The 17751-nt window shown below is 65.3% G+C and carries 16 protein-coding genes and 2 pseudogenes; 7 read left to right on the forward strand and 11 right to left on the reverse strand.

The features are described 5' to 3' along the window. The first annotated feature begins 15 nt into the window (after positions 1–15). The 4 genes and pseudogenes from AC58NV_RS10110 to AC58NV_RS10125 all read left to right on the forward strand — a co-directional run bounded on the left by AC58NV_RS10110 (position 16) and on the right by AC58NV_RS10125 (position 4135). The gene (locus AC58NV_RS10110) at positions 16–1494 is read left to right on the forward strand and encodes an aldehyde dehydrogenase (RefSeq protein ID WP_497227009.1); all 1479 of its coding nucleotides are present in this window, start codon (positions 16–18) and stop codon (positions 1492–1494) included. 18 nt (positions 1495–1512) lie between these two features. Next, positions 1513–2532 (forward strand): sterol desaturase family protein, encoded by a 1020-nt coding sequence (locus AC58NV_RS10115; RefSeq protein WP_497227010.1) that lies wholly within the window; start codon positions 1513–1515, stop codon positions 2530–2532. After that, positions 2529–3224 (forward strand): annotated as a pseudogene (locus AC58NV_RS10120) (MmgE/PrpD family protein); the annotation flags it as partial. The gene AC58NV_RS10115 and the pseudogene AC58NV_RS10120, both read left to right, overlap by 4 nt. A 126-nt stretch (positions 3225–3350) precedes the next feature. Further along, positions 3351–4135 (forward strand): annotated as a pseudogene (locus AC58NV_RS10125) (PhzF family phenazine biosynthesis protein). Between the two features lie 97 nt (positions 4136–4232). Here the strand turns inward: AC58NV_RS10125 and AC58NV_RS10130 are convergent. From AC58NV_RS10130 to AC58NV_RS10145, 4 genes are all read right to left on the reverse strand, one after another. Further along, the gene (locus AC58NV_RS10130) at positions 4233–4715 is read right to left on the reverse strand and encodes a hypothetical protein (RefSeq protein WP_497227011.1); all 483 of its coding nucleotides are present in this window, start codon (positions 4713–4715) and stop codon (positions 4233–4235) included. 261 nt (positions 4716–4976) lie between these two features. Then, positions 4977–5213 carry a hypothetical protein gene (locus AC58NV_RS10135; protein ID WP_497227012.1) on the reverse strand — a complete coding sequence of 79 codons (237 nt, stop codon included), beginning with the start codon at positions 5211–5213 and terminating at the stop codon, positions 4977–4979. Positions 5214–5426: 213 nt separating this feature from the next. After that, the gene (locus AC58NV_RS10140; RefSeq protein ID WP_497227013.1) at positions 5427–7502 is read right to left on the reverse strand and encodes a bifunctional sulfate adenylyltransferase/adenylylsulfate kinase; all 2076 of its coding nucleotides are present in this window, start codon (positions 7500–7502) and stop codon (positions 5427–5429) included. Positions 7503–7738: 236 nt separating this feature from the next. Continuing rightward, positions 7739–9418, reverse strand: a complete 1680-nt coding sequence (locus AC58NV_RS10145; protein ID WP_497227014.1) for an adenylate/guanylate cyclase domain-containing protein — start codon at positions 9416–9418, stop codon at positions 7739–7741. Positions 9419–9575: 157 nt separating this feature from the next. Between AC58NV_RS10145 and AC58NV_RS10150 the strand changes: the two genes are divergently transcribed. After that, positions 9576–10862 (forward strand): caspase family protein, encoded by a 1287-nt coding sequence (locus tag AC58NV_RS10150; RefSeq protein WP_497227015.1) that lies wholly within the window; start codon positions 9576–9578, stop codon positions 10860–10862. A gap of 45 nt (positions 10863–10907) precedes the next feature. On the opposite strand, the gene AC58NV_RS10155 is transcribed toward AC58NV_RS10150, so the two are convergent. After that, entirely contained in the window at positions 10908–11240 is a 333-nt protein-coding gene (locus AC58NV_RS10155) for a ribonuclease E inhibitor RraB (RefSeq protein WP_497227016.1), read from the reverse strand. Between the two features lie 6 nt (positions 11241–11246). After that, positions 11247–12188, reverse strand: coding sequence for a thioredoxin-disulfide reductase (gene trxB / locus AC58NV_RS10160; RefSeq protein ID WP_366659107.1), 942 nt, complete (start codon positions 12186–12188; stop codon positions 11247–11249). Positions 12189–12428: 240 nt separating this feature from the next. Between trxB and AC58NV_RS10165 the strand changes: the two genes are divergently transcribed. Next, positions 12429–12929 (forward strand): Lrp/AsnC family transcriptional regulator, encoded by a 501-nt coding sequence (locus tag AC58NV_RS10165; protein ID WP_366659106.1) that lies wholly within the window; start codon positions 12429–12431, stop codon positions 12927–12929. Positions 12930–13090: 161 nt separating this feature from the next. Beyond that, positions 13091–13525 (forward strand): CBS domain-containing protein, encoded by a 435-nt coding sequence (locus AC58NV_RS10170; RefSeq protein ID WP_497227017.1) that lies wholly within the window; start codon positions 13091–13093, stop codon positions 13523–13525. A gap of 29 nt (positions 13526–13554) precedes the next feature. Here the strand turns inward: AC58NV_RS10170 and AC58NV_RS10175 are convergent, their stop codons facing one another. The 5 genes from AC58NV_RS10175 to lgt form a co-directional block, all read right to left on the reverse strand. Continuing rightward, entirely contained in the window at positions 13555–14331 is a 777-nt protein-coding gene (locus AC58NV_RS10175; RefSeq protein WP_497227018.1) for a Hint domain-containing protein, read from the reverse strand. A gap of 271 nt (positions 14332–14602) precedes the next feature. Next, positions 14603–14737 (reverse strand): hypothetical protein, encoded by a 135-nt coding sequence (locus AC58NV_RS10180; protein WP_497227019.1) that lies wholly within the window; start codon positions 14735–14737, stop codon positions 14603–14605. A 289-nt stretch (positions 14738–15026) separates the two neighbouring features. Continuing rightward, on the reverse strand, positions 15027–15782 hold the full coding sequence (gene pgeF / locus AC58NV_RS10185) for a peptidoglycan editing factor PgeF (protein ID WP_497227020.1): 756 nt from the start codon (positions 15780–15782) through the stop codon (positions 15027–15029). Then, a complete protein-coding gene (locus AC58NV_RS10190; protein WP_497227021.1) occupies positions 15779–16846 on the reverse strand; it encodes a class I SAM-dependent methyltransferase in 1068 nt (355 codons plus the stop codon). The genes pgeF and AC58NV_RS10190 overlap by 4 nt, the downstream gene beginning before the upstream one ends. Next, positions 16843–17742 (reverse strand): prolipoprotein diacylglyceryl transferase, encoded by a 900-nt coding sequence (gene lgt, locus AC58NV_RS10195; protein WP_497227022.1) that lies wholly within the window; start codon positions 17740–17742, stop codon positions 16843–16845. The genes AC58NV_RS10190 and lgt overlap by 4 nt, the downstream gene beginning before the upstream one ends. Between the last annotated feature and the right edge of the window lie 9 nt (positions 17743–17751).

The following is a 17751-nucleotide window of genomic DNA, read 5'->3' on the forward strand; positions in this document are numbered from 1 at the left end:
GATGGAGACCGCCAAATGACGATCCGAAACTTTCAGTATTTCGCCGGCAACGCGTGGCACGACCCCGCGGAGGGCGGCTATATCGACAGCGAAAACCCCGCGAACTGGCAGGTCTGGGCGCGCGTGCCCGATTGCCGGTCCGCAGATGTCGGCCGCGCGGTGACTGCGGCGAAATCGGCCTTCTACGACGGCCCTTGGGGACGGATGCAGCCAGCGGAGCGCGGGCGCTGCCTGCGGCGCATGGGCGATGCGGTCTCGAAACACGCCGAGCGGCTGGGATCGGTCGAGACCCAGGACAACGGCAAGCTGCCGTCGATGATCACGCCGGGGCTGCGTGAGGGGCAATGGCTGGTCGACAGCTTCCACTATTACGCGGGCATGTGTGACAAGTTCGAAGGCCGCGTGATCCCGGCCGAGGCCCCGGACGTCCACAACTACGTCAAATGGGAACCCTTTGGCGTGGTGGCGCAGGTGCTGCCGTGGAACTCGCCGCTCGGGACCCTGTTCTGGAAACTGGCGCCCTGTCTTGCGGCCGGGAACACGGTGGTGATCAAGCCGTCGGAGCATTCAAGCTGTTCCACCCTGGAACTGATGGAGGTGCTGCTGGAGGCCGATCTGCCGCCGGGCGTGCTGAACGTGGTCACGGGCTATGGCCCGACCACCGCCGCGCCGATGATCGAACACCCGGATGTGCGCATGGTCAGTTTCACCGGCGGCACGGCCGGCGGGCGCGCGGCAGCGGTTGCCGCGGCCCGGCAGGTCAAACCGGTGGTGATGGAGCTTGGCGGAAAATCCCCCCAGATCGTTCTGCCGGACGCCGATCTGGACCTGGCGGTGAACGGCGCCGCTGCGGGCATCTTCCCGCCGGGCGGTCAAAGCTGCATCTCCGGCTCGCGGCTTCTGGTGCATCGCGGCATCATCGGCGAATTTACGGAGCGGCTGGTCGAGGTCGTCAAGAAAGCCCGCGTGGGTGATCCGCTGGATCCTTCCACCCAGATCGGCCCGATAGCCAACCGCCCGCATTACGAAAATGTCCTGAAACGGATCGGGGCCGCAGAGAAAGCCGGCCACAGGATGCTGCTGGATGGCCGCAGCGCCAGCCGGGACACCGGATATTACATCGGCCCGACAATTTTTGCCGATGTCCCCAACAGTGCCGATCTGGCCCAGAACGAGGTCTTTGGGCCGGTGGTCAGTACAGAGGCCTGGGACGACGAAGACGAGGTCATCCATACCGCCAATGACACGGTCTACGGCCTCGCCGCCGGCATCTGGACCCGCGATGTGGCAAAGGCGATGCGCATGGCTGACCGGATCGAGGCCGGCACGGTTTACATCAACAACTACTTCAATGCCGCCACCCAGTCCCCCGTCGGCGGCTGCAAGCAATCGGGTTACGGGCGCGAGAACGGCTGGGACGGCATGCGGTGCTTCTTCCAAACGAAATCCGTCTGGCTATCCACCAATCCCAGCCAGCCTGATCCCTTTGCCTGAATTTGCGAGGTTTGAGTAATGGAACGCAAGCGCAACGCCGCCTGGAACCACCATCCCGATCTGCCGATCCCGGTCTCGCCGATCCTGAGCTGGCCTCCAAGGCCCCTGGCCTGGCTGACGTGGATTTCAACCTATTGGCTTGCTCTGAGCTCCGTCACGGTTGAGCTGTTCCTTGCCTGGGCCGTATACCAGTGGTTTCAGCCCGGCTGGGAGGAAATGCAGAGCCTTGCGCCCGCGTGGATGCTGCAAATCTGGCTGCGCAATTTCCTGTTGCTGATGCTCGTCGCGGGCGGCCTCCACCTGTGGTTCATCACGCTCAAGGGCCAGGGAAAAAATCTGAAATTCGACGGCCGCGATCAAGCGGCGGACAACGGCCATTTCACGTTCCGCAATCAGGTCCGCGACAACATGTTCTGGTCGATCGCCTCCAGCCTGACCTGCTGGACACTGTATGAGACCGGCTATTTCTGGGCAGCTGCGAACGGGATGGTGCCGCAGGTCACCCTGACGTCGAATCCCGTCTGGTTCCTCGCCTGGCTGGTGATCATCCCGGTCTGGTCCAGCTTTCACTTCTACTGGGCGCACCGCCTGCTGCACTGGCCGCCGATGTACCGCCTGGCCCACTCGCTGCATCACCGGAACATCAACATCGGCCCTTGGGCCGGCATTTCGATGCACCCGGTCGAAGCTGTCCTGTACTTTTCGACGCTGCTCATTCACTTCATCGTGCCCTCGCACCCGGTCCACTTCCTGTTTCATTGCTACGTGAACGGCCTCAACCCGTGCGTGTCGCATTCAGGCTTTGAAAAAATCAGCGTGAAGGACAGGAACCGTTTCAACACGGGCGACTTTTTCCACCAGCTGCACCACCGCTATTTCGAATGCAACTACGGCACCGCCGAGATGCCATGGGACGTGATCTTCGGCTCATTCCACGATGGCAGCGAAGACGCCACCCGCATCACCCGTGAACGCAAGAAGCGCATGCACGCCCATGGTCAGGACAGGGCGCCCGCCGCACAGGACAAGGTGTCATGACCGCGGTTTCCCGGCTGGCGGCTTTTGCGGTTTCGGCAGCGCCGGATGCCGGGCTGAAACAGGTGATTGCCCCGGCGGTTGCGGATTGCTTCGGCTGCATCCTGGCCGGGGCCGGCAGCAGCGTTGCCCGCCGGGTGACGCAGGCGCTGGCCGCATTCGGTCCGGGCCCGGTTCCCCTCTACGGCACCGGTGATACGCTCAGCGCGCCGATGGCCGCGCAATTCAACGCCGTCGCAGGCCATGCGTGGGACCTCGATGACTGGGAGGAACCGGGGAACACGCACCCAACGGTGATCCTGCTGCCAGCCCTGCTGGCGGCCAGTCATATCCGCAGGTCCGGCGGCGCGGATCTGCTTGCCGCCTATGCCGTCGGGGCCGAGATCATCATGCGCCTTGGCGAGGCTGTGTCGCTGGACCACTACGCGCGGGGCTTTCACTCCACTGCAACTCTTGGCGTCATTGGTGTTGCGGGCGCCGCAGCCCGATTGCTGCGCTTGACAGAGGATCAGACAGCACATGCCCTCGTATTGGCGGTGTCCCAATCCGCCGGCTTCACGCTGCAGTTCGGCTCCAATGCCAAACCCCTTCAGGCTGGCTGGGCTGCACGGGGCGGGCTGGAGGCCGCGCTGCTTGCCGCGCAAGGCATCACGGGTCAGCCGCATGTGCTGGACCACGCACGCGGCTTCGCGGGTCTCATGGCCGATTTCGATCCCCGGCGGTTCTCGCAGGCATTGGACAGGCTTGGCGCCCCCTGGGCCTTGGACGAATACGGGCTCGTCCTTAAACCCTGGCCGTCCTGCGGATACACACACCGGCTGATGACTGCAGCGCTGGAGTTGCGCCCCGCCCTTGCAGGGCGGCTTGCCGGGATAACGTCGATCCGCGCCAGCATGCCTGATTTTCACGCGGAAATCCTTCCGTTTGATCGCCCGCGCACGCGGACTGAAGCCCTGTTCTCTGTCCCTGCCTGCATTGCCCGAATGCTCGTGTCCGGGAACCTGACCCTTGACAACAGCGCCGGCGCATTCTGGGAACAACCGGAGACTGCCCGGCTCATCAGCCTGACTGCGGTTGCGCCTGAGCCGGCCCGTTTGCCGACCCGGAACTGGTGGCGGCGGCGGTCAGCTTGCCGGTGGGGGCGATCGCGGGGCAGCCGCAGAAGGTCTCCACCGGGCTGCCGTTCTGCATCACCGTGCTGCGCGACCGCGCAGCGCTGGAGGCGGCAGAGCTGAGCCTGGAGGCGCTAGCCGTTTGGGGCAAATCGCTGGGCGCTGATGGCATCGACATGATGGAGCCGTTTCTGGTGACGCTGGAAGGGGCGACGGAGACGGGCGACACCTTCTCGCGCCTGCTGATGGCGCCGCCGAGCCCGCCGGAGGATCCCTTCACCGGCTCCGCCACCGGCGCGATGGCGTCGTACCTGTGGAAACACGGGCTTACGGGCAAGGCGGAATTCACCGCCGAGCAGGGCCACGGCATGGGCCGCCCCGGCCAGGCGCGGGTGGCGCGGGTTGGGCCGGCGGACGCGATTGAAGGCGTGCGGGTGGCTGGCGAGGGCTTCGTGCTGATGCGCGGCACGGTGGATTTGCCGGAGAGTGTGTAGAGGGAGCTGAGTACTCCCTAACTCTCTCAGGGCTTCAATGGTCTTTAACTGCCAAGCAGTCTCGATTTTTTTTCAGACTTTCTTTGCATTTGGGTCTCTAGGCAAAATCTACGAAGGTAAGCTTGCCAGTTTCAGACAGCTCTAACGAAAGCTCGCTCCAATCTTTTTGATCTAACAACGATTGTTCGCAATGATCGTGGTTGTGGCCGTAAATACAAAAGATGCTTCCCGTCTCGTGGAAGCCGTCTTCCCCATCGCCTGACGTGCCTGCCAAGGCAGCGGTGATGCAAATGCTGCCAAATTGAATGGGATGGGGGTCTCCCGGAGGGCTAGGAGGCTTGGGTCCCTCGCAATGGGCGGACAGATGATACTCCTTGCCGCCCATTTTGATCCTTGATCGGTGTAGCTGAGAAACGATGAAGCGGCTGATCGGTTTCTCAAGTCTCTCAACAGCTTCCAAATCAGTCTCATCAGCCAATCCGTTTTCTAGAACGAGATGCTGTAGCTCTTGCATCAGGTCTTCCATTTCGTAGGCGAACACAATCGAAAGGCGATCGTTTACGAATTGAAGAACTGACATGTCCCGCCGTGTGCGTCGGGACCGTAGATTGAATGAATAGTTTCCGTCTGTTCCCTTTGCGAGTCTCTTGATTGCGGCGTCCGCTTCTTGGCATAGGCGATTGTAATTTCTAAACTTTGGAGGTGTTGGCCAGTTCGGCGGCACGGGTTGATTGGTGGTTGCCGCGAGGCGACGGTCATTCATCCCGCGGAGGTTCCGCCGCAAGGCTTCAATCCAATCGTCGTTCTGTACGAGTGCCCCTTTGCGAATCCTTTCTTCTAGCTAAATCTTAGTGGCAATCGTGTCGCGCAGACGTTGGAAAGCCAATCCACGGTTGCGCGCTTCCGGGTGAGCCACCAGATCACCGATCTCAAGCATGATCGAACCCTTCCTCGCCTTTGAGCGCAAAAAGCGAAACAAGTCTGTAATGTCTGCGGATGAGTAGCGACCTGAGAGAAGCCGTAGAAAGCGGGGGCGGAACACGGCGAGGCTGGGATCAAGCTTAGCATTTGGCTTCATTGCTTTTTTCCTCTCATTAGAGCGGTGGGGGAAACGTTCATTCTTCGTTTTCGACCTTACGCACTTCTGATTGCATTGCAATTTTGGCGGAAAGTATTTTGAGATTGATCGCTACATAGGTGAGATGGAACTCATCTTCTTTTCTACCTCTTCCATCAAGAAAAAACGGCCCGCCAAATGGCGGACCGCTTGTGTTTCACACTGCCGTCAGGCTCAGGCCTTGATGAGCCCCATGCTTTCCAGCTTCAGCAGAACCTGGTGGGCGCAGTTGTCGACATCGACGTTTTCGGTCTCGACCGACAGTTCCGGGTTGGCCGGCACGTCGTAAGGGTCGGAGATGCCGGTGAACTCCTTGATCTTGCCTTCGCGGGCCAGTTTATACAGGCCCTTGCGGTCGCGGCGCTCGCATTCCTCGATCGAGGTGGCGACATGGATTTCCACGAAGGCGCCGAAGGCTTCCACGTCCTCGCGCACGGCGCGGCGGGTGGTGGCGTAGGGCGCGATCGGGGCGCAGATGGCGATGCCGCCGTTCTTGGTGATCTCAGACGCCACATAGCCGATGCGGCGGATGTTGAGGTCGCGGTGCTCCTTCGAGAAGCCCAGCTCGCTCGACAGGTTCTTACGAACAATGTCGCCGTCCAGCAGGGTGACCGGGCGGCCGCCCATTTCCATCAGCTTGACCATCAGCGCGTTGGCGATGGTGGATTTGCCGGAGCCGGAGAAGCCGGTGAAGAACACGGTGAAACCCTGCTTGGAGCGCGGCGGCTTGGTCTTGCGCAGCTCGGCGACCACCTCAGGGAAGGAGAACCACTCGGGGATCTCCAGGCCTTCGGCCAGACGGCGGCGCAGTTCGGTGCCGGAGATGTTCAGGATGGTGACGTTGTCGCGGTCGGCGATCTCGTCGTTCGGCTCGTACTGGGCGCGCTCCTGCACATAGACCATGTGTTTGAAGTCGACCATTTCGATGCCCATTTCACCCTGGAACTCGCGGAACAGGTCCTGCGCGTCATAAGGGCCGTAGAAATCGTCGCCGGCGGAATTCTTGCCGGGGCCTGCGTGGTCGCGGCCGACGATGAAATGGGTGCAGCCGTGGTTCTTGCGGATCAGGCCGTGCCAGACCGCCTCGCGCGGGCCGGCCATGCGCATCGCCAGGTTCAGCAGCGACATGGAGGTGGTGGCCGCCGGATACTTGTCCAGCACCGCCTCGTAGCAGCGGACGCGGGTGAAGTGGTCGACGTCGCCCGGTTTGGTCATGCCGACAACCGGGTGGATCAGCAGGTTGGCCTGGGCCTCGCGCGCGGCGCGGAAGGTCAGCTCCTGGTGGGCGCGGTGCAGCGGGTTGCGGGTCTGGAAAGCGACAACCTTGTTCCAGCCGACCTTGCGGAAGTAGGCGCGCAGCTCGTTCGGGGTGTCGCGGCGGGCGCGGAAGTCATAGTGGACCGGCTGCTGGATGCCGGTCACCGGGCCGCCCAGGTAGACCTTGCCTGCGGTGTTGTGCAGGTAGTTCACCGCCGGGTGGGCGTCGTCATCGGCGCCGAAGACCTTCTCGGCCTCTTTCGCCTTGTTCGGCACCCAGTTGTCGGTGACGGTCATGGTGGCGAGGATCACGCCTTCCTGGTCGCGCAGGGCAATGTCCTGGCCGGCTTCCAGCTTGGCCGCGAAATCCTCGGACACGTCCAGGGTGATCGGCATCGGCCACAGCGAGCCGTCGGTCAGGCGCATGGTGTCGACGACGCTGTCGTAGTCGGCCTCGGACAGGAAGCCCTTCAGCGGGTTGAAGCCGCCGTTCATCAGCAGTTCCAGGTCGCAGATCTGGCGCGGGGTCAGGTCCCAGCTGACCAGATTGGCCGCTTCGACCTTCAGTTTCTGGGCGCTTTCGTAGGAGACATAAAGCTCAGGAATCGGAGCCAGGTTGCTTTGCATCGGGTTGGTCCTGTGTTTGAGAGGGGGGAGGCCGCTAGCGGAGCCGGTGAGTTCCGCGTGCAGCGCGTTGTATTCTGCGAGCTTGCGGGCAAGGAATTGATCGGTGAGCCGCACTTTTTCCGCGGCGCCCCGGGTGGTCAGCGAATAGGCGAACCGCTGCCGCTTGTCCGGGCCGGGGCGGGCGCTGATGGTGATCAGGCCGCTGTCCGCGGCAGAGCGCAGCAAAGTGTTGAGCCGCCCCAGCGAAATCCCCACCGCCGCGGCGGTTGCGCGCTGCGACGCATCCGGCGCCGTGTCGAGCTGGCGCAGGAGGCGGAACAGCAGGTCTTCGCCGTCCGGGGTGGGTGTGGAAGCGGTGTCGGTCATCGCGGGCAGCAGTAGGCTCAACGGGTTAAAAGTGTGTTCACGCGTGAACGCATTGCATGGTTTGCCGCGGATGCAAAGGGTGAATTGGCCGCAGGCGGCGATTTTCCGCTGCGTTGCAGGGCTGCAACGGGTGCGGGTGGCAGGGCTGCTTGTTCTCCTCCGGCGTGCTGAGCCGGATGGCTGGCTCGGGCCGGGGCGGCGCGGGAAACAGGCGTTTTGCGCTTCGGGCCTTGGGCCTAATGCTGTTCTCCGGCCAGAGTGCGCGGCAGGGCGGCGGCGTGGGGCACGGGCAGGGCGTCCAGCGGCCTGGAAACGCCGCGCAGCTGGAAGGTTTCGAGCGCCAGATGGCCCGAATCATATCCTGCGGCCTCCAGCACCCGGGCCGAGATCAGCAGCTCGACGCCCAGCTCCTTGGTCTTGGCCTCCAGCCGGCTGGCGGTGTTGACGCTGCCGCCGATGATGGTGCGCGGCGCGTGGCCTGCGCTGCCGATCTCCCCCAGCACCAGCTCGCCCAGATGCAAACCGATGCCGATGCGGACCTCCGGCTCGCCGTCGGCGGCCAGCTGCGCGTTGAAGTCCTGCAGCGCGGTGCCGATGGCGGCGGCGGCGTCCAGCGCGGCGGCGGCGGAGCGGGCGGGGGTGGGCGCCTCGAACAGCGCCAGCAAGCCGTCGCCGAGGTATTTGTCCACCGTGCCGCCGGCGCTGGTGATGGCGGGGACGATGGCGTCGAAGAAGCGGTTCAGCAGGAACACCACGTCATAGGGCAGCTGGCCTGCGGTGCGGGCGGTGAAGCCGCGCATGTCGAGGAACAGCACCGCCAGCTGCTGTTCGCTGCCCTGGCTGGCATGGGCGCGGCCCTTGCGGCCGTCGGGGCGGAACAGGCGGGTGACGGTCAGCGGCGCCTGCGGCCGGATCTGGCAGGCCAGCCGCATGTTGGCGGGGGCCTTGACCCGTTCCAGGCTGCGGGCCTCGGGCGGTTCCGGGGGCGGCAGGTGCTCGCCGCCCTCATCCACCACCACGCGGCAGGTGGTGCAGCGCCCTTTGCCGCCGCAGAGCGACGTGTGCTGGACGCCGCCCGCCCGCGACATCTCCAGCAGGGTCATGCCGCGCTCCGCCCGGATTTCCGGCCCGAAGGCATAGCGGATGGTGACAGCGCGGCGGCGGCGGATAAGCTTGCGCAGCAGGTAGACGGCGGCGGTGAGGCCCAGCAGCGCGAAGAAGATCGAAAGCCACAGGCGCTCGGTCGCGAACATCTCAGCAAAGGCCTGCTGGCTGGGCCAGTTGAAGTCCTCCATCAGGGCGGCGCGTTCGGTGCCTTCGGTAAACAGGCCGTAGATGCGGCGTCCCTCTGTCAGCAGGCCGGCAAAGGCGAAGGCAGGAATGAATACGGCAATGCCCGCCATCCAGGGGATCAGCGGGCGCCACCAGCGGGTGAGCCGCAGCCAGTAGTGCAGCCCCATGCAGCCGTGGATCCAGACCGCCAGCAGCAGCAGGCTTTGCTGCCAGACCTCGGGCGAGTTCCACATCAGGATGATCTGGTAGGGCATCTCGTCATTGGTGCCGTAGACCTCATGCGAGTAGCGGGTGAAGACCAGATGGGCGAGCAGCTGCAGCGGGATCAGCAGGCCAAGCACGGTTTGCAGCGCCTCGCCCCAGCGCATCCGCAAGCTGCGGCGGCGGGCCAGGTTCCATAGTGCCAGCCCCGCGTGCAGGATCAGGGATGTGCCAAGGATCAGGCTGCCGGTCAGGCTGCGGGTGATGACCTGGCGGGCGTCCTGGAATTCATCCATCCATTCGGGCGAGATCAGCCCGACGCCGATGTTGAGGAAGTGAAAGAAGGCAAAGGTGAGCAGCACCAGCCCGGTGATGATCCGGGTGCGGGTGATCCAGTTGCCCTGCCAGAGTGCGCTTGCCACGTTGTGCCTTTCTGCCTGCCCGTTCTTTTGCCCGATTGTTTGCCGGTGCTGCTGCCAAACTGGCCCCGGTGGGCGGAGCGGTCAAGCCAGCGGCTGTCTTGATTGCGCCCTGCGGCCTGTGCCACGGTGGCCGCACATTGGTTTGGCGGGGATAGATATGGCGTTGAATTTCCTGAAGGCATTGCTGCTGGCGGTGCTGCCGCTGGTCTGGTCGGCGCCGCTGGCGGAGGCCGGGCGGCGGATTGCCCTGGTGCTGGGCAATTCGGAGTATCAGAACGCCTCCTACCTGCCCAATGCCGAGCGGGATGCGCGCGATATCGCGGCGGCGCTGCGCGGCATCGGGTTCGAGGTGCATGACGGCTATAACCTGGGCCGCCGGGACACCCTGCGCCTGGCCCAGCAAGTCACCGGCCAGCTGCGGGAGGAGGACACGGCGCTGTTCTACTACTCCGGCCACGGGGTGCAGCTGGGGGCAGAGAATTTCGTGCTGCCGGTCGATGTTGCAGGATCGGATGAGCAGGAGCTGAAGGCGGCGTCGGTGAGCCTGCAGGCGATCCTGCGCGAGATGGAGCTGCGGGCGGGGCGCAACATCATTGTTCTGGACGCCTGCCGCAACAACCCGTTCCAGTCCCGGATGGCGGCGCGCAGCCTGGGCGGCGCGGCGCGGGGGCTGGCCCGGGTGGATGCGGGCGTCGGCTCCTACATCGCGTTTTCCACCCAGCCGGGCAATGTGGCGCTGGACGGCAGCGGCCAGAACAGCCCGTTCACGGCGGCCTTGCTGCGGCACATCACGCGCCACGAGGATCTGCACGCGATGATGCGGCGGGTGCGGGCCGATGTGGTGTCGGAAACCGGCGGCAGCCAGGTGCCCTGGGAAAACTCCTCGCTGATTGACGAGGTTTATCTGGCGGCGCGCGGGCAAGCCGCGCCTGACCCGGCTGCCGGAGGTGGTGCCGCCGTTCAGGCGGTGCCTTCCGGGCAGATCCGGCCGCGGGCGCAGCAGTTCGACTACCGGGTTTCCGGCCTGGACCCGAACGGCGACGGGTTTCTGGCGCTGCGCGACGGCACCTCCTCCGGCGCGCGGCGGCTGGCCAAGATGGGCGAGGGCACGCGGCTGGCGGTTCTGGCGCAGCGCGGGCGCTGGCTGCAGGTGCGGACCGAAACTGGGCTGGAGGGCTGGGCCCATTCCAACTGGATCCGCAAGGACGCCGCGGCCAGCGCTGCCGCGCCGGTGGCGCAGAACCAGTGCGATGCCCTGTGGTTCCAGCGCAACTCGATCTTTGCCCGCCGCGGCTATTGTTTTCAGAGCGCGCGCGGGCAGGCGGCGTTTTCCAACGCCGGATGCATTCCGGGGATGCGTGCGGGAGACGTGCCGCTGAGCGCGGCGGAACGGGCGGAGGTCACCAGGCTGAAGGCGCAGGAGCAGCTGCTGGGGTGCCGCTAGGTCCTGCGCCTGCAATCGACGCCGGTGCCTGCCGCAGAAGCGGGATCAGCCCTCCAGCCCCCAGCCGTCCGGCGCAAACCCGTGCGAGAGGGCCGTGCGGGTGGCCAGTTCCTCGCCGATCCAGATGCCGGTGGCAGAGATGATCTGGTCCGGCAGGGTGGCGGCCAGATAGGCGGGGTCTTCGCCTTCGGCCTCGAAGAACTCGCAGGCATAGCCCTCGCGGCTCAGCTCCTCGGCCAGCGGGCGCCAGTCGGCGCCGTCGCGGGCGGGGACGAAGAAGTAATCCACGTCCGCCACCTCCGGCAGGCCGTGTTCGGCCTGCAGTTCGTTGAATGCCGCAACGGTTTCAGCCCGCTGCGCGTCGAAATCATGCGGCATCCGGGTTTACTCCTGTTCAGCCAGGAAGCGCTCGGCGTCGAGCGCGGCCATGCAGCCCATGCCGGCCGAGGTGACCGCCTGGCGGTACTTGTGGTCGGTCAGGTCGCCGGCGGCATAGATGCCGGGGATCGAGGTCTCGGTGGAGCCGGGCTTGACCTTCACATAGCCGCCGTTGTGCAGCTCCAGCACGTCCTTCACCAGTTCGTTGGCGGGGGCGTGGCCGATGGCGACAAAGACACCCTTGCAGGGGATTTCCTTGATTTCGCCGGTCTGCACGTTCTTGACCACGACGCCTTCGACCCCCAGCGGGTTGTCGGTGCCCACCACCTCTTCGAGGGTGTGGAACCACAGTGTCTCGATTTTTTCGTTCTTGAACAGGCGGTCCTGCAGGATCTTCTCGGCGCGCAGCTCGTCGCGGCGGTGGATCAGGGTCACCTTGGAGGCGAAGTTGGTGAGGAACAGCGCCTCTTCCACAGCGGTGTTGCCGCCGCCGATCACCACGATCTCCTGGCCGCGGTAGAAGAAGCCGTCGCAGGTGGCGCAGGCAGAGACGCCGAAGCCCTTGAACTTCTCTTCGCTTTCCAGGCCCAGCCATTTGGCGCGGGCGCCGGTGGCCAGAATCACTGCGTCAGCGGTGAAAGTGGTGCCGCTGTCGGCCTTGGCCACGAACGGGCGCACGGAGGTGTCGAGCGAGGTGATGTAGTCGCCGATCACTTCGCAGCCCATCGCCTGGGCGTGCTCCTGCATCTTGATCATCAGGTCGGGGCCCTGCACCTCGGTGAAGCCGGGATAATTCTCGACCTCGGTGGTGGTGGTCAGCTGGCCGCCGGGCTCGATCCCCTGGACCAGGACCGGTTCCAGCATGGCACGGGCGGCATAGACCCCCGCGGTATAGCCGGCAGGCCCGGAGCCGATGATCAGAACCTTGGTGTGGCGCGTCTCGCTCATGTGTGTTCCCCACGTAATGCAGCCTGGCGGGCGTGCCGCCGTCAGGCAATGCATATAGCGGCAGGGCGGGCAGGCTTAAACCCCCAAGGGGCTGCATGCCGCGGGATACAAATTTGCCGCACAATTGTGCATTGCGGCTTGCGCGTCCGAGCTGCAAAGAATATTGCGCGGCGATGAAACAATATTGCGCGCTGCGGCGGCGGTGCTATAAGAAACGCAAAGTTCACAGGAGTTTCCGGCATGGTCACAACCCGTCTTGATCCGATTGATCGCAAGATTTTGTCGGAGCTTCAGGCCGATGGGCGGATGACCAATGTCGAGCTGGCCAAGCGGGTCGGCATTTCCGCCCCGCCGTGTTTGCGCCGGGTGCGGGCGCTGGAGGAGGCCGGTCTGATTCACGGCTACCACGCGGATGTGAATTCCCGTGAGCTGGGGTTCGAGGTGCAGGTCTTTGCCATGGTAGGGCTGGAAAGCCAGGCCGAGGCGGAGCTGAGCGCCTTTGAAGAGAAGTGCCGCGGCTGGCCCCTGGTGCGCGAGTGCCACATGCTGAACGGCGAGGTGGACTTCATCCTGAAATGCGTGTCGCCGGACCTGAGCACCTTCCAGAGCTTCCTGACCGGCGATCTGCTGACCACCCCGAATGTGGCCAGCGTCAAGACCTCGCTGGTGATCCGCGGCGCCAAGGACGAACCCGGCGTGCCGTTTGAAGTGCTGGAAGAGCGGCTGGCGCGCGAGGCCTGAGCTTCAGCCGCCGCTGGCAGGGGAGCTGATTTGCAGGCTGCCGCTGCGCATCTTGATCTAAGTCATTGACAGAACGGGAAAACCCCGGATGCTGGAAAGGCGGGGCAGGCCGGTGCAATCGGTTTGACCCGGCCGTTGTTCCGCCGACTGGAGGTGCAGCAATGGCAATTGTTCAGCAAATCCTTGATGGCAAGGGCAAGACGCTCCACACGCTTCCGCCCGAGGCGATGGTGGTCGACGCCCTGAAACTGATGTCAGAGCAAGACGTGGGCTCGGTGCTGGTGGTGTCCGGCGGGCAGCTGGCCGGCATCTTCACCGAAAGGCACTATACCCGCAAAGTTTTCCTGGCCGGGAAGACCTCTCCCTCGACACCGCTGGCGGATGTCATGGCAACCGGTTTCACCAGCGTTGACCCCGGCCAGAGCGCCGAGGCCTGCATGGCCGTGATGAGCGAGAAGCGGGTGCGGCATCTGCCGGTCCTGAAGGACGGGCAGCTGGCCGGGATCGTCTCGATCGGCGATCTGATGAAGGCGATCATCGAAGAGGAGCACTTCAACGCCGACCAGCTGGTGCGCTACGTCCGCGGCATGAATTGACCGCCGCTGGCGGCGGCGGGGCTGCCTCGTTACAGAATGGCAGGCCCCGGCTGGCTGGCGCTGTCGGCCCTGGGATGGGCCAGCGGGCCGAAGCCCTGGATGCTGTCGGTATGGGCAAACAGGTTCAAAAACAGCGTCTTGATCGCATAGCTTGCCAGTTTCAGCGCATCCGGCCCCGGGTGGTAGGTCTCAAACGCCAGGCCGCCCACGGTGATCACCGCATGGCGCGGCAGGCACAGGTGATAGAGATCGACCGGCGCCGGCGGCGCGGTTTCAAAGATGCTCATGCCGTCCTGGAATTCCGATGCCAGCGTCAGCAGCTGCCCGTCGCCTGCGCCCTGCATGTGCGGCGGCGTGCGCAACAGGCGCGCGGCGGGGCCGGCCACCAGGCTGGCGGAGGGTTTCTGCAGGCCCAGGCTGTCGGCCATGAAACTTGTCAGGGTGCAGTTGCGGCTGCCGGAGCGGCCGGGCAGCACGCTGGTGCGGCCGATCCAGAGCAGGGGCTGGCTGCCGCCGTCCCGGGTCAGGATCTCATCGCCGGGCAAGAGGTCCTCGACCGCGATCGGGCCCTGCGCGGTTTCCACCAGCGAGCCGCGGGTGAAGGCGCTGAAGGCGTTCTCGAACAGCGGCAGGGCCGGGGCGATGTGGCGGGTATCCGAGATGCCGCCGCCGGCCAGCAGGCAGCTGACCTCATAGCGGCGCAGCTGCGGCTTTTTCGCGCTGCGCAGCGCAGCGGGGTCCTGCAGGATTGCAGTGGCCTCGACGGCATTGGCTGCAGCCCTGTGCAGCGACTGGGGGATGGTCATGACAGCAGACCTCTCCTTTCAAACTGCCCGCTTGCATCGGCCCCCACCGGCAACACAGACGTGCTTGAACGATATGATGTGGCCAGATTGGCCGGATTTAATTCGAATTGTCAAAAAATCTTAAAAGAACTGGTTAATGCAGCGCAGCGCGGTGGCGCAGCATCAGCTGCCCGCGGGAACTTGCCGGTTGGATGCCCCTGCGGCGGCTGGCCGGGCCGGCGCGATTGCGCCGGGGGGGGCGCCGCCGCCCCAGGGGCATCCGTCCCCGGCGTTAACCCAGTTTGCGCGCTGCGCCCTGGTGCTGCACCTGGCCGCGGCAGCGGCGGGCGGCAACCCAGGGCAGGGTCACGGTTTCGCTCCTGGCGGAGCGGGTGATGGAGGCAATGAAACGCTTGTTCATCTTCATGGTCCGTCTGTCCTTCGCCCGGCAGCTGCACCCTGCGTGCCGGGCGGCTGCTGTTATTATTGGTCTGACCTGTTTATGGGTAATCTTTGCGCCCTGATTATGACCCGCAGGGGGCATTTTCAGTCCCCGCGGGGGATGTTCCACGTCAGGCGTGCAATACGGGCTGATTGCGCCAGCCGGCTGATTTCAAAGGGAAATGCGGGCGTGCCTTGAGGGCCGGGCGCGGCAAGCGCCGGGATTGCGGCGGAATTTAACAAAATCCGCCACAATTGCGCTGGTTAACAGGGCCTTAAAGCCGGATGCAGGAGATCAGGCGGCCGTAGTCGGCCTCTTTGGCGTGGGTGGCGCGGCGGTAGGAGAAGAATTTCTCCGCATCGGAATAGGTGCAGTAGCGGCTCCATTCCGCGGCGCCGATGCCGGCCTGGCGCAGCTTGTGGAGGCCGAGGCCGGGCAGGTCGAACAGGTAGCGGTCGCCCTCGCCATTGGCAAAGAAACGGGCGTAGGCGTCGTCCTGCATCATGAAGTCGTCGAAGAACTCCGGGCCGACCTCATAGGCGCGCTGGGAAATGGTCGGGCCGATCACCGCGGCGGTGTTTTCGCGCCGGGCGCCGAGGCCCTCCATCGCGTCCAGCGTTGCCTCCAGCACCCCGTCCAGGGTGCCGCGCCAGCCCGCGTGGGCGGCGCCGATGACGCCGGCCTCGGGGTCGGAGAACAGCACCGGCTGGCAGTCGGCGGTCAGAATCGACAGCGCCAGCCCCGGCACATTGGTGACCATAGCGTCTGCCTGCGGCCGCTCCTGCGACGGCTCTGTCACCACCTGCACGTCGGCGCTGTGGACCTGGTGCACCGCGCTCAGGTGTTCCGGCGGAACCTCCATTGCGGCGGCCACGCGGGCCCGGTTGATCCGCACCGCCTCGCGCTGGTCGGTGGAGCCGAGGCCGCAGTTCAGACCCTTGTAGATGCCGGAGGAAGCGCCGCCCTTGCGGGTGAAGAACCCGTGCCGTACCGGGCCAAGCAGATCGGACGTGAGAATTTCAAGCGTCATGGGTTCAATCCTGGCAAAGGGGCAGCCTGGGGCGGGCAGAGGCCGAGCACTTTGAACAGGTTTCCCATTTCCTCCGGGTGCGTCAACCGCCGATGTGCGGCGATCAGAGAGTCCAGCGCCGCGTCCTGCAGCGGGGCGGCCAGGGCGCGGGCGCGGTCGGTGATGCCGAGCCGTTCCAGGAAAACGCCTTGGGGGGTGAGGCGGGTAAAGGCGCAACCTGCGGTTTTTGCAGCCATTGCCAGCGCCTCGAAATCCACATGCGCCGTCAGATCGGCCTCGCCGGGGGTCTGCAGCGGATCGGCGGGTTCATGCGCGCGCAGGGCCTGGAGGGTGTCCCCCAGCGCCCGCCAGTCGCCGTAGTCCACGATCAGCGCGGCGCCGCCATGGGCAGCGATTCGGGCGGCGATGGATTGGGTGACCGGGGCGGCGGCTTCGCAGATCTCGACCACATCGCCGTCCCGGGTGTCGGCCAGACGGTGGTCCAGCGCAGGCTGCGGCGCGGCGGGGCTGAGGCCGAAGCTGAGGGAGCCGTCCTGCAGGCCGATGCGCTTCTCGCTCCAGCCATCGCCTGTGCGGATGAACTGGCGGATGGGCAACGCGTCGAAGAACTCGTTGGCGACCAGGAACAGCGGCTGAGCGGGCAGCGCGTCCACGGTGTCCAGCCATTGGGGCGCGTAGCCGTCCAGCGCCTTGGCCTGGGCCGCGCGCAGGGCGGGGGAAGCCTCGACCAGATGGATCCGCATGGCGGCGTGGAAACCGGGCACGCCGCGGGTAGCGCGCAGAAGGTCCGCCATCAGGGTGCCGCGGCCCGGGCCGAGTTCCGCCAGCGTGAAGGGGGCGGGCGATCCCTGGTCGAGCCACGCCTGGGCGAGGGCGAGACCGATCAGCTCGCCGAACATCTGGCTGATTTCCGGCGCGGTGGTGAAATCGCCCTTGGCGCCCAGCGGGTCGCGGGTGGTGTAATAGCCGAACTGCGGGTGCAGCAGGCAGTCGGCCATGTAATCCGCCACCGACATCGGGCCATCGGCGCGGATGCGGGCGGTCAGGTGGTCGCTGAGGCTCATGCCGCGCTCCGGGCCGGGTGGCGGGCGCGGATCAGGAACCAGAGGCCGATCGCGATCATCGGCAGCGACAGCGCCTGGCCCTGGGTCAGGCCGATGCCGTCGATGTGCCAGGCCAGCCCCAGCGGGTTGCCGGGGGTGACGAACTGGGCGTCCGGCTGGCGGAAGAATTCAACGATGAAGCGGGCAAGGCCGTAACCGGCCAGGAATACACCCAACAGGCGGCCCGGGCTGTGGAAGGCGCCCCGGCGCCACGCCATGTACAGCAGCACGGCGCCAAGGATCAGCCCCTCCATCAGCGCTTCATAAAGCTGCGAGGGGTGGCGGGCGCAGAGCTGTCCCAGCGCCTGGCCGCAGTCCTGCGCCGCCGGGCCGGGGAAGGCCACGCCCCAGGGCAAATCGGTCGGGCGGCCCCAGAGTTCGGCATTGACGAAATTGCTGAGCCGTCCCAGCAGCAGGCCGGGCGCCACGGTATGGGCGACCAGATCGGCGATCTGCAGTTTCGGGATGTTGTGGCGCGCGGCATAGATCAGCGTTGCCAGGACCACGCCGATGAGGCCGCCGTGAAAGGCCATGCCGCCCTGCCAGATCTTCAGGATCTCCACGGGGTTCGCCAGGTAATAGGCGGGCTGATAGAACAGCACGAAGCCGAGCCGCCCGCCCGCAATCACGCCGAGGATGATCCAGGTCAGCAGATCCTCGACCTGCTGCGGTTTCATCGGCGGCTGGTTTGCGGGCCATAAGCCGGGGCGGCGCAGCGCCGCGACGGCCAGGCGCCAGGCAATGACGATGCCCGCGATATAGGCCAGCGCGTACCAGCGCAGGGCGAACTCGAAAGAGCCGATGGCGATCGAGAAGATCTCGGGCGAGAGGTCGGGGAATTGGATCATGGCCTGCATGTGCGTCTG

The sequence above is a fragment of the Leisingera sp. ANG49 genome (genome assembly GCF_059694505.1).